Below are 11,613 nucleotides of genomic sequence, written 5' to 3'. Positions count from 1 at the left end.
GTACCCTGCCCCACACGTACTAAACGGTGTCTCGGTCGAAGAATTTGCGAAGTTTTTACGGAAATCAAGTAGCAATGCGTGTTCGACAAGGAAGGCAGAAGAAATACTGGCACTCGTGCAAGCAGATGGTGATACGACGAGAAGCTATCAGGAACAACGAGACTTTCTAATCAAGAGCCATGTGCGGGACATACAGTTCAACAAGAAGGAAATCGAGTATGTAGAAGGCGAACTGCAAGGTATGATGAAACGGCTAGACTACCAACTAGAAACGATGCCAGGCATAGATTTGGTAACGGCATCTTCTCTAGTGGCAGAAATAGGCGACATTAACCGTTTTGCCAGCGCAGATAAACTGGCACGTTTTGCAGGGATAGCCCCTGTCAATTTCAGTTCCGGCGGCAAAGGTACGAACCAAAAAAGCAGACAGGGTAATCGGATACTGCATGGTTTGTTTTACAACCTAGCTGTCCAGCAAGTGCAAGTTTCAAAAGGGAGCAAAAAGCCACGCAATCCGCTCTTTTACGAATACTTCAACCGCAAGAAAGAAGAAGGCAAAACACCAACGCAAGCCTTGGTATGTGTCATGCGGCGGTTAGTCAACATCATCTACGGCATGATGAAGAACAAAACAGCGTTCCGTCTCCCAGAACAAACTGAAAAACAAGTAAGCTAAACTGGTGGTATCGCTAGTATTCTAGCAACCACCGTTCCTTTTCAATAGACTAGCTTTACAACATAGGGGACGGGTGAACCTATTGTAGAACATGGATCAACACCACTTGAATATAGGTACGCACTTGATCCGAATACGGACCAGTTAATTAATTTTAAGTGGCTAGAAACAAGGAAAGTTGATCCTGTTGCCGATGCTTATATTATTGATAGAGTAAGTGAACTGAAAAGTCGTTTATCTAAAACAGTATTAAAAAAGGGAGGAAACTTTGGATACGCTGAAGTAGACATTCCGACTGTAAATCAAAGAGAGTTTTATGCCTCCAGTCAAGTTGATTTTTCATCAGGGAATCCGAACTTAAATGGTTTTTCTTTCTTACCAGATGATCCTGTGTTTAATGCTACAAAAGCACCAGATAATAAGGGAAGTGTTTTTGAAAGACTAGAAGATTCAGAATACAAAATAATGAATGATTTAGCCCAAAAGATTGGATATAATCCTAATGCTACAGGGAAAGTGAAGATATTTACCGAAAGAGATACATGCGCAAGCTGTAACAATATAATCGGTAAATTTAAAGAAAGATATCCGAGAATTGAAATTGAGGTAATTCATAATAGTGGCAATTTAGTGCCTCCTAAAGAACTTCCTAAACCCGAAAAATAAATTAAAAGGTGGTAATTTTGGAATGAGTTTGAAGTGGGAATACGAGGAGTTATTTGAATCTTTTATGGAAGATTATCTTTCATATAAAAACGCAAATATGAGTGATTCTGAATCACTTGCTAGAACATACAATGTGTATGAAGCAATCCAAAATCAAGGAGAGATGGAGAAGGCAATTATCCACATTATATATGGAGAATTGTTACTAAAGCAATCAAAGGTACTAGTTACTGCTAAAGAAACAACAAAAAAAGATTTACTTTCACTAGATTTAAATAAGCTAAAAAACGTAGTAACAGATGAGCAATTTAAGGATTTACTTATCCGTAGAGATAGAATCTTACAAGAAATAGATACAAAGCCATTGGATTATTATCCTGTAGTAAGATGGTATTATTTTGAAATGACAAATAACGTTAGGGAGTATTTTCAAAATCAAAATTTTGAAGCATGTAGTGGAGAAGATATTGTTAATAATGTCTTGGAACGATTTAAGAGGGATAGTAGAAATACGTCAAGTGAAAACATAACTGTCAAAACAACTTTAGCTGAATTATTATTACTAAATAATATACGAGCAAATGAAAATATTAGGATTATAAAAAGTGAATTAGAGCAGTTCGATTTGAATGATATTGGGGAACAATTATCGGAAGATGAGAAGAGAGACCTATCTAGTCGAATTAAGGATGTGTTGAGTAAACTATAGTCAAGATATTTGTATGGAGTTATACAACAACAAAAAGATAATGCAATAGAACCGACTAAGCCACAATGCGAGATAGCCGAACGTATCGTGGTCTTTTATCCTATTGCGGTTTGTTGATGGGTAGACCCCACCCAGTGCCGAATGAGTAGGGCAGATGAATCTAAGTAGACTTAACTCAAGTTGTATTCGAATAAAGACTTTTTCATTTTATTTGTACGCACATCAATGCTTTGGCTTTATACCCTAAAAAGTGCTATTCCGATACATTAAACAGGTCAATTATGGTCAGATACCACCATGATTGATCTGTTTTTTGTTAGCTTCGTTTTCTCGCAGTTTTTTGAATTCAATCGTAACTGTACGGTATGTCGCCCTATTAGAAAGGATGAGAAACTAACCAATCGCACCTTTAAGGATGTGTAGCACGACAATTAATAGTAGTGGGGGCTACATCGAAAATATTTTTGATTTTATCAGCAACTGAATGGCAAGTTATCGCGATTGTTACTGTGAAGAAATGAATCTGGTGACGACCAGTTGACATATAACAGGTAAGGTAACGTGTAGGCTAGCCGCCTTCCTAACTTCATAGCCGCTCCGAGGCGGAACTAAATTGCGAGAAGGAAGGTAAAGGGAATGAAGGATTTTGTTCAAATTCAGAATTGTCAAGCCGCTAATGAGTACATGGACAAGGTAAGTCAAGAGAGTCAGTTCACATCACAGCATAAAGGGTTTACAAAAGTGCCGCATAAAATCCATCGGTGTTACGGCTTAACACATTATGAGAAGCTGATTCTGATTGACCTAATCGCTTATATGAGCGACAAACGTCAATGCTATCCGACCATCGAAATGATTGCCCGAAATGTCGGATGCAGTTCAAAGTCAGTAGAACGCCATATCAAGGAATTGGCAGACAAGGAGATGATTCTGGTCAGTCAGGGTAAGAACAACACGTATTTCCTGCCAAATTATCTGCATTGCCACCCATATCTGCTTATGTCAGAAAAGACTCATGAGTTTATTAGGAGTATACGGAAGCAGGTAAACGAGCGAGAGTTGACGCTTTGGGTTCAGGGAATGGTCAAGCGTGACGAATACAAGTCGTATATTGACCAACTTCAAAGACTCAATGAAAGAAGACTGCCCATTGACAAATTCGCTGAGAAGGAGATTCTGGAAAGCTATGCTCAGTTCCTGAAAGCTGAAATGACCAAACGCTTTCCGCCCGATGTGAACGGGTAAAAATGATGAGTCTGTCATTTCAGCAGACTCTCTGTCCAGATAACCGTCAAATAGTCTGTTGAAGGATGCAAAAAGGGTGCTGTAGACAATGTGTCCACGATTTAGACATAGAGTCGGTTTAGAAGGACAGGGAGTCTGGATGATAGACATAAAGTCTGTTATGAAGCGTCAGATAGTCTCACTAATAATAATCATAAACAATACTCAATAAAGAAGAACCAATAGAAGAATCAATGAAAGAAGAATCAGCAGACGCCGTGCGGCGGTCTGCGTTTTCGGGGGAGATTCTTGATTCTTGGAGGGGATTGTAAAAAGCGGCGGATAACTCTTTTGCGGATACTTTACTCAATAATCAAAGAAAGAGTTCCGCCGCCCCCCTTCTCCGCCCTGCCCTGTCGGACGGCTCTCTTAATGGCTCTGAGAACACACATAAGGCTTTTACAAAGAGGGGGGTGTATCTACTGATAACGTGGTTCTATGAGGGCGGTGCGGCAATGTGCTACTCATCTTCCATAACGATAAGGTCATGAAGTTCGATGTCGAGCGTCTTACATATGACTTCAAACGTGCTGAGATGGACTCTATCGACTTCATTTGAGCATAGATGACTGATTGTATTTGGTCTTAATCCCGTAAGTCTGGCTAGTTCGCGTTGGGACATGTTTCTTTCAGCCAATATTTCCTTGAGTTTCACGATAATAGGCATAGCTAACCTTCTTTCCAAACATCAACCTCTCTTTATTATACGTATACGGATTGGGTGGGTCTAATAAAAGTGATTGATTGTATCGCTTAGTAGATATATAATTCATTTGTATCTATTAGGCGTTACGATAATCTCAATTACTGTTACGGAGAGGGAGATGGCATGAATCACTTAATCCACAGACTGGAACAGTTGCAGATGAGAGAAGCTGTTGTTCATGAGAAATTGAAAACCTGTATCACTTATCAATCTGCTATCTTGGACTTTACCATTCGGGAAGGGTTTCGTTGTCAGCGTACAGCCATAGAGGATATTGTATTAGCCGTTAATCGTATTGAGATGGATTTACGTACGGAATGTTGTCATCTCAAGTTAGAACAGGCATTAATTACGAGTGAGATGCAGTTTACTGAGGGAGCGACAACATGAAGAACGTCATCGGTTACGTAAGAGTCTCGACTAGCGGACAAGCAAAGGACGGTTACAGTCTAGGGTATCAGCAGGATGAAATCCGCTCCTATTGTCAGGAGCAAGGATGGAACTTGATGAACATATATGTGGACGAAGGAATCAGTGGAGCAAAGGTCAACGAGGATGCTCTTGAGGTGGACAGGAAAGGCTTCCAGAGCATGCTAACCGCCCTAGCCAGTAAAACCATTGATGCAGTTGTCGTCCTCCATACAAGCCGTTTATGGCGGTCTGACATTGTGAAGGTTCTCGTTCACAGAGAATTTAAAAAATACGGGGTGGACGTTCGGAGCATCGAACAACCCACCTACAGCATTTACAAGAAAGACCCGAATGACTTCCTGATTAACGGCTTGATGGAGTTGCTAGACGCTTACCAACGTCTTGAAATCGCTATGAAGTTAAGTCGAGGAAGGAGCAAGAAAGCCCAACAGGGCGGCTATGCAGGTGGTAGAGCTACATTCGGATACAAAGCCAAGAAAGGGCAGAAGTGTATCCAAGTAGACGAGAGACACGCTGAGACCGTTCGTAGAGTATTTGAAATCAAGGAACAGCATCCTGCTTGGTCATTAACCCAAATAGCTGAAACCTTGAACCAAGAAGGCTATACAACTGGGCAAGGCAGATTGTTTACAAAAGTACAAGTTAAACGAATCTTAGACAAACGTGATTTTTATAGCGGTACATATTGCTATGGAGATATACAAGCAGTTGGCTTGCATGAAGCCATTCTGTAACAGGAACTGAATGGAGAGGCTTGCGTCCCATTGCGGCTCGAAAGAGTAACGCTCGAACTGAGGTTGCCCCCATTCTATTCCTAATCATCAAAGAATTTGTATACAGGGGTGATTCCTTTTATGCACTACAAGCAAAAGCATATATATGTCGGACTAGATTTACATAAAGCCCACCATACAGCCGTCATTATCGACTGTTGGAATACAAAACTGGATGAAATCCAAATTGAAAACAAGCCAAACAGTTTCGATGATTTGTTGAAGTGGGTCAAGAAGCATTGCAAAAAAGGAATGACTCCTGTCTATGGATTGGAAGACACGGGCGGCAACGGTAGAGCACTCGCCGTTCATCTTGTCGAGAAAAAACAAATCGTCAAGGAAGTCAACTCTGCCCTTTCCTACAATGAGCGTAAGAGCTATGCCACCACACAAAAGAGCGACAGTTGGGATGCGTATTGTATCGCCAAAGTGTTGCTCTCCAGACTGGATGAACTGCCAGACGCAAATCCACAGGATATTTACTGGACAATCGGGCAACTGGTGGCAAGACGTAACGCATTGGTCAAACATGCCAGTTCATTGAAAAATCAATTGCACCAACAACTAAGCTACCACTTTCCGTCCTATAAAAAGTTCTTTTGTGACATTGACGGGAAAGCCGCCCTTGCCTTTTGGGAAGAATACCCTGCACCACATCACTTGGAGACGGTGGGGGAAGAGGAACTGGCAACCTATCTTCGCAAAGCTAGCCATAACACCTGTTCTACCCGTAAAGCAGAAGGAATTCTGGAATTGGTAAAGAAGGATGGGGAGACAAAGCGAAATTACCAAGAATCCAGAGACTTCCTCATTGTGAACATGGTACAGGACATGAAACGAAGCAGAGAACTGATTAAAGAAACAGAAGCTCAACTTCGACAGGTCATGCCTCAACTAGATTACAAATTAGAGTCGATGGATGGCATTGATGTCGTAACCGCTTCTCAACTGGTGGCGGAAATCGGTGATATTAACCGCTTCTCAAAAGCGGATAAATTAGCACGTTTTGCAGGAATTGCTCCTGTTCGCTTTAGTTCGGGCGGCAAGGGAAAAGATCAAGCAAGCGGACAAGGCAATCGAGTATTGAATAGTATCTTTCACAACTTAGCTGTTCAACAAATCCAAGTAGCCAAAGGAAGCAACAAGAAACAGCGAAATCCCCTCATGCACGAGTTCTACCAAAGGAAGCTAGGAGAAGGCAAGACAAAGAAACAAGCCCTCATATGCGTTATGAGAAGGCTTGTAAACATCATCTATAGCATGATGAAGAACAAGACGGAATACAGGATGGTTACTCCCCTAACAGACCGTCAAGCAGGATGATAGAATGGTGGTGATTGGTAAAACGATTGCCACCTTCTTTATTCCCCAGTTTAAGATTACAACTTAGGGGACGGGTGATGCTCAGGCAACTGTTGAGGCATGGAAGCAAGGAAAACCAATGATTGATATCGAATATACACTCTCCCCCGATGCAAAAACACATCTAATTGCTACTAATGATCCTATTAGTGGTAAAAAGGGCGTTATCGGAACACATAATTCTGAAGAGTTTTATAAAAAATTAAAATCAACAGGAAAAGATATTGATAATATGATAAGCCCAGAGAATATTATATACGATAGAGATTTTCCTGGATTAATGACTATTAATTATAAAATACCAAGAGGTGATGGAAAGGGGAAATATTTAGATGAATATAAAGAAATAGGTAATCCAAAGACAGTTTACGACCCTTTAGTATATAGTGATGAACAAATGTATCAATGGGGCTTGGAGGCAATGGAAAAAGGATATTTAAATGGATACTTGATTTGCGGTGAAGCATCAAATGGAATGAAATTTGTAGGGTATTTTAGAAATGGAGAAATTACCAATTTCCATCCAGTTACAAACTTTGATTAATAGGTATAGTTAGGAGAATGTTTATGAGTAGAATAACCATGACTGATGAGTGGCATAATGATTTTATTAATGGGATTTTTATTAATAAATCAAGGATATTAAAATGTATAGGTATAATAATTACAAAGGAAGGGGTTATTTTTGATGATGTTTGTATGATAGCTACATACAATACGTATGATAATGATGATCCTGAAAAATGTGAAATAGACGAAGTGGTATTAAGCAAGGAATTTCCTGGTTATCCTGAAGAGCTATCGTATTTAAGCTATAAGGAGTTCTTGAATTTAATTGAGCATGGGTTGGAAGTGGCTATTTCTCGATTTGGGGAGACTGAAAAAGAGGAAATATTAAACGAGCTTGAAAAGGCTACAAACGTATTACTTAAAAATTTTCAATAAATTAGAGATATAGTAATTTAGACTGTGCCAAAAATATTGTGTAAATCAGTTTACAACTCCAACAACAAGATCGTATAATACAACCAACAAACCAAACACTAAACAATTCAAACACTTGATAAACTTTCAAAAGCTCTTTCCCACTTGAACTATGAGTAGGAATGAGCTTTTTTGCGTGCAGAAAATAAACGAAGGAGCTGAATGATATGGCGAAACGAGAACAGGAAGTAAATCAGGTAGGATTGATTGCACAGGCACAAGCAGAGTATGAGCAGCTTATGGATGATATTTGTGGTTACTGTCAGCAGGCAAGGGAATTACGTGAACAGGCGGCAGCGTTGCAGCAAACAGGACTTACAGATTTTCAGGTTAGCGAAGAGATTCAGCAGTTGTTGAAGCATGCGGAGCATTTGGACGCGGTAGCAGATCAGAAGGATGGACTGCCACGCCAGCAAGCACTAGAACTCATAGACAGACTAGAGCAAGAAGCATCAGATTGCAAGCAGCTTATACGGTATAACGAGGCAGTTCAAGCACGGCAGGAGCAAGAACTTGAAAATGCAAAGGCTGCAGCGGTCAAAATGATTCAGGATGCAGAAGAGCGTCTGGCACAAACAAGGCAAGTATTGGCTGAAAAAGTGGCTCAGCTTGCAGAACTGGAGGGTTAGGTGAATGAATAACGGGATACCTCAAAAATATCAAGGCGTGATGCGCGATCTGTTGCAGAATCTTAAGGGCACAGGCAAACGAATTGAACTGATTACGGAGAAGGGAGCCTGTACGATGCAGGCCAACAAGAGCAGCGATAGCTTTGTAATTGAGATCGTAGACGATAGTGAAGTCATTGAAGTTGATGATAAAGACTCAACAGAAGAATTGAGAGTGACGGTTCAGGACGCAGTACGTGAAACGATGAATAGCGCTAGAGGCAGAACGTAACCAGAGGGAGGAATAGAGAGATGTTGAACCTAAGTCCAGAAGCATTAGAAGCACGTCGGGAATACAGAAGACAGTATGAACGAGAATATCGGCGCAAATGGCGGCAGAAGCCGGAGAACCGATTAAAGGAAAAAGAATACGAGCACAGATACTGGGAACGTAAAGCGAAGCAGTCTAAGGAATAACACATGCAGCCAGGCGCTCTTAGGCTGAGCACCGATTCAAACATACAACCAAGGACATTTTACCGCAGCAGGCACGAAACCACGAGAGCAACCAAATATGAACGTCACAGGGGGAAATAGCACAATGACGAAACATGAAGAATTCTTATGGGAACTGTTACTTCACGAGATTAATACGAAAGCAGAACTAACACGTATGTACTTTGACTGCTTTACGTTTATTGCTAAAACGGAACAGCTTGAGGAGTTTCGGTTGCATAAGAAACAGAGGGAAGAAAGTAGAAGGAAAGCATTAAAGGAGTCATTTCTTGAAGAAGATGAACAAGAATAGTGAACATGTATTGAAACAGATAGATAAACAGCTTGGGGGCAGGATGACCTCCTCCGGGTCGGGGAAACGATACCCCATGAAATGAGGTTAGGGGATGTGAAAATGGAACAGAAACGATGCGGAGCCAAGACGAAAAGCGGTGAAGCTTGTAAAAAAACGGCTCTAAAGAATGGACGTTGCAAGTTGCATGGTGGAAAATCCACGGGTCCGAAGGACAGGGCGAAGCATAGCGAGAGCCTGAAAGGCAACAAAAACGCCTTGAAGCATGGACTGTATGAAACGATCTGGCTAGATACGCTAACGGAGGAAGAGCAAGAGTTGTACCTTCAGGTTTCAACCGACCCGAATGTACAGGTGGATAGCGAGTATCGACTTTCAGCGTTACGCATTAGGCGAATGCTTCAACGTATTCAGCAAGAGGAACAGAAGGACAATCCTGACCCTGCTGAAATCAGAGCGATGGAAGACGCCATCACCAAAGTCCAGATGAATGTTGCGGCACTTATTCGGGAGAACGGCAAGCTCAGGGATATGCAGAAGCAGAAAAGCGACGGATCGTTAGACCAGTTGGTCGAGATACTGCAACAAGCGAGAAGCAAGTTTCAAGGATGAAGACAGGAGCAGACAGAGCACACGCTTTGTTTCGCTCTTTTTTACTACCGCAGAAGGCGTGGCATCTAAAAATGAATGTAAACATGCTTTACCACGATCACGGTTAACGAGCCGCAAAAAGGATAAAGAGGGTTGTAAATGCCTTCCGTAAGGTCGTATGGTGTTACAAAAACAGGAGGCATTTACATGAAGGAAACGAAGGTCAAGAAATGGGTAGGCTATGTGCGTATCTCCTCGGACAGTCAGATGGAGAACACATCCATTAGTGAACAGGTAAGGCAGATTGAAGCGTTTTGCGTGAGTCAGGGCTGGCAACTGGCAGCGATCTTCAAGGACGAAGGAGTTAGCGGCAGCACAATAGAACGAGATGGTTATCAAGAGATGCTGCATTACATTCAGCAGCCCGAACATGAGGTTGGCGGGATTGTCGTGACGAAATCAGACCGTATCCATCGTCAATTGAATCATCTGCTGGACTTGATCGAAGAGGAACTGGAACCACAAGACATGGCGTTCATTAGTGTGACGGAGCGAATGGATACCTCGACTCCGCAAGGGAAGATTTTCTTGCAAATGCTTGGCGGTTTTGCTGAGTTTGAACGTGCAACCATCAATGAACGTACCCGAAACGGACGAATCGCTACGGCTAGAAAGAATCAATATGCTGGCGGAGGTATTCCTTATGGCTACAGGCTGTGGAACGGAAACATTGAACTGGATAAACAGCAAGCCAGCACCGTAAAATACATTTTTCAGGAATATGTAGAAGGAACGAACCCTTATCGCATCGCCAAGTTGCTGAACAACGCTGGTATCCAAACCAAGACAGGAAAGGCTTGGACAGTCGTACAGGTACAAAACATTTTGAACAATGAGACGTACACAGGGTTCAACATGTACAACGGGCAAAAAGAGCAGAATGGCATTAGGCAGAAAGATGTGTTTCCTCGTATCATTAGCCGCCAGTTGTGGAACAAGCAAGGCAGGTCAGCTAATCATCACGTAAACAATGGGAGGCTGGACAAATGAGCGAATTCAAAGAGCGAATGATGATGTGTTCAGAAGACTACGACGAAATGATTGACATGGCTCTAGCCATGAAGGACAAGGAATGGTTTGAGGAACTGGTTACCAAGCAAGAGCGGTTACGTGAACTGGAGATTGAAATGCGTCGTGAGTTAGGTGTACTCGACTAGGATACGAGCATACTCCACAGCAGACCAACGAAAACCGGGCGAGATGACGTTCTCATGTAGGATTACCACAAATGACACCGATGAACGGAGATACAAACGAGAGCGAACCATCTCATATGATTATGTTTACCCGTTGTGTAGGGATTGTAGAAAAATATTTTTGCAAGGTACTTAAAAACTATTGAAGTTTCAATATATGTAGTCATACAGACGTTGAACGAATAGAAAATGGACTGGCTGGCGTCCCGTTGCGGGTCACTTGTTGACTAACGCTTGAGCTGAGGTTGCCGACATTATTTTACCTTTCAACGTACTTCATAGACAGAGGTGATACCTTGCATGCACTACAAACAGAAGCATTTTTACATTGGAGTTGATCTGCACAAGAAAACACATACGGCGGTAGTCATCAACTGCTGGAACGAGAAACAGGGGGAAATTACGTTTGAGAACAAGCCCGCCGCTTTTGATGAACTAATCACGTATGTCAAGCAATTCAAGAATCGAGGCATGACTCCTGTGTATGGGCTGGAAGATGTAGGCGGATATGGTCGTTCGTTAGCGGTGTACCTGTTAGAAAATAAACAGCAGGCGAAGGAGGTCAATTCCGCTCTGTCGTATGCCGAGCGCCAAAGTTACCCGACTACACAAAAAAGCGATAGCTGGGATGCGGAGTGTGTAGCAAGAATCCTGTTAAACAAGTTGGACATCTTGCCCGACGCGAACCCACAAGACGTATACAGGACGATTGGTCAACTGGTGACGAGAAGGAATGGCTTGGTAAAGGGATTGATCTT

General features: G+C 42.0%; 18 protein-coding genes. 17 read left to right on the top strand and 1 reads right to left on the bottom strand.

Going from position 1 to position 11,613, the window contains the following annotated elements:
• The 4 genes from HPY28_RS29845 to HPY28_RS29830 all read left to right on the top strand — a co-directional run.
• On the top strand, nucleotides 1-676 hold a 676-nt coding region (locus HPY28_RS29845), incomplete at its 5' end, for a transposase (RefSeq protein WP_174231958.1).
• 81 nt (nucleotides 677-757) lie between these two features.
• On the top strand, nucleotides 758-1,342 hold the full coding sequence (locus HPY28_RS29840; RefSeq protein ID WP_174231959.1) for a deaminase domain-containing protein: 585 nt from the start codon (nucleotides 758-760) through the stop codon (nucleotides 1,340-1,342).
• Between the two features lie 22 nt (nucleotides 1,343-1,364).
• Nucleotides 1,365-2,051 carry an Imm3 family immunity protein gene (locus HPY28_RS29835; protein WP_174231957.1) on the top strand — a complete coding sequence of 229 codons (687 nt, stop codon included), beginning with the start codon at nucleotides 1,365-1,367 and terminating at the stop codon, nucleotides 2,049-2,051.
• A 636-nt stretch (nucleotides 2,052-2,687) separates the two neighbouring features.
• Nucleotides 2,688-3,296 carry a helix-turn-helix domain-containing protein gene (locus HPY28_RS29830; protein ID WP_174231956.1) on the top strand — a complete coding sequence of 203 codons (609 nt, stop codon included), beginning with the start codon at nucleotides 2,688-2,690 and terminating at the stop codon, nucleotides 3,294-3,296.
• 499 nt (nucleotides 3,297-3,795) lie between these two features.
• Here the strand turns inward: HPY28_RS29830 and HPY28_RS29825 are convergent, their stop codons facing one another.
• A complete protein-coding gene (locus HPY28_RS29825) occupies nucleotides 3,796-4,002 on the bottom strand; it encodes a helix-turn-helix domain-containing protein (RefSeq protein ID WP_054977408.1) in 207 nt (68 codons plus the stop codon).
• A 162-nt stretch (nucleotides 4,003-4,164) separates the two neighbouring features.
• On the opposite strand from HPY28_RS29825, the gene HPY28_RS29820 reads away from it, so the two are divergent.
• The 13 genes from HPY28_RS29820 to HPY28_RS29760 form a co-directional block, all read left to right on the top strand.
• Nucleotides 4,165-4,431 carry a hypothetical protein gene (locus HPY28_RS29820; protein ID WP_054977407.1) on the top strand — a complete coding sequence of 89 codons (267 nt, stop codon included), beginning with the start codon at nucleotides 4,165-4,167 and terminating at the stop codon, nucleotides 4,429-4,431.
• The gene (locus tag HPY28_RS29815; protein WP_174231955.1) at nucleotides 4,428-5,207 is read left to right on the top strand and encodes a recombinase family protein; all 780 of its coding nucleotides are present in this window, start codon (nucleotides 4,428-4,430) and stop codon (nucleotides 5,205-5,207) included. The genes HPY28_RS29820 and HPY28_RS29815 overlap by 4 nt, the downstream gene beginning before the upstream one ends.
• A 120-nt stretch (nucleotides 5,208-5,327) precedes the next feature.
• On the top strand, nucleotides 5,328-6,569 hold the full coding sequence (locus tag HPY28_RS29810) for an IS110 family RNA-guided transposase (protein WP_174231954.1): 1,242 nt from the start codon (nucleotides 5,328-5,330) through the stop codon (nucleotides 6,567-6,569).
• A gap of 118 nt (nucleotides 6,570-6,687) precedes the next feature.
• Entirely contained in the window at nucleotides 6,688-7,152 is a 465-nt protein-coding gene (locus HPY28_RS29805) for a CdiA family toxin C-terminal domain-containing protein (protein ID WP_174231953.1), read from the top strand.
• Nucleotides 7,153-7,175: 23 nt separating this feature from the next.
• On the top strand, nucleotides 7,176-7,553 hold the full coding sequence (locus HPY28_RS29800; RefSeq protein WP_088906072.1) for a hypothetical protein: 378 nt from the start codon (nucleotides 7,176-7,178) through the stop codon (nucleotides 7,551-7,553).
• A 206-nt stretch (nucleotides 7,554-7,759) separates the two neighbouring features.
• Complete coding sequence (locus HPY28_RS29795) at nucleotides 7,760-8,221, top strand: hypothetical protein (RefSeq protein ID WP_174231951.1); 462 nt, start codon at nucleotides 7,760-7,762, stop codon at nucleotides 8,219-8,221.
• 4 nt (nucleotides 8,222-8,225) lie between these two features.
• Entirely contained in the window at nucleotides 8,226-8,492 is a 267-nt protein-coding gene (locus HPY28_RS29790) for a hypothetical protein (protein WP_174231950.1), read from the top strand.
• 20 nt (nucleotides 8,493-8,512) lie between these two features.
• A complete protein-coding gene (locus tag HPY28_RS29785) occupies nucleotides 8,513-8,677 on the top strand; it encodes a hypothetical protein (RefSeq protein ID WP_174231949.1) in 165 nt (54 codons plus the stop codon).
• A 124-nt stretch (nucleotides 8,678-8,801) separates the two neighbouring features.
• Nucleotides 8,802-9,008 (top strand): hypothetical protein, encoded by a 207-nt coding sequence (locus tag HPY28_RS29780; RefSeq protein WP_174231948.1) that lies wholly within the window; start codon nucleotides 8,802-8,804, stop codon nucleotides 9,006-9,008.
• A gap of 102 nt (nucleotides 9,009-9,110) precedes the next feature.
• Nucleotides 9,111-9,620, top strand: a complete 510-nt coding sequence (locus HPY28_RS29775) for an HGGxSTG domain-containing protein (protein ID WP_174231947.1) — start codon at nucleotides 9,111-9,113, stop codon at nucleotides 9,618-9,620.
• Nucleotides 9,621-9,806: 186 nt separating this feature from the next.
• Nucleotides 9,807-10,649 carry a recombinase family protein gene (locus HPY28_RS29770; RefSeq protein ID WP_174231946.1) on the top strand — a complete coding sequence of 281 codons (843 nt, stop codon included), beginning with the start codon at nucleotides 9,807-9,809 and terminating at the stop codon, nucleotides 10,647-10,649.
• Nucleotides 10,646-10,816, top strand: coding sequence for an IDEAL domain-containing protein (locus tag HPY28_RS29765; RefSeq protein WP_174231945.1), 171 nt, complete (start codon nucleotides 10,646-10,648; stop codon nucleotides 10,814-10,816). The genes HPY28_RS29770 and HPY28_RS29765 overlap by 4 nt, the downstream gene beginning before the upstream one ends.
• A 339-nt stretch (nucleotides 10,817-11,155) precedes the next feature.
• On the top strand, nucleotides 11,156-11,613 hold a 458-nt coding region (locus HPY28_RS29760; RefSeq protein WP_174231944.1), incomplete at its 3' end, for an IS110 family transposase.

This window comes from Brevibacillus sp. HB1.2, from assembly GCF_013332495.1.
Taxonomy (GTDB): Bacteria; Bacillota; Bacilli; order Brevibacillales; family Brevibacillaceae; genus Brevibacillus; species Brevibacillus porteri.
Note: the sequence above shows the minus strand (reverse complement) of the source record. Positions and strands in the feature narration are given on the sequence as shown.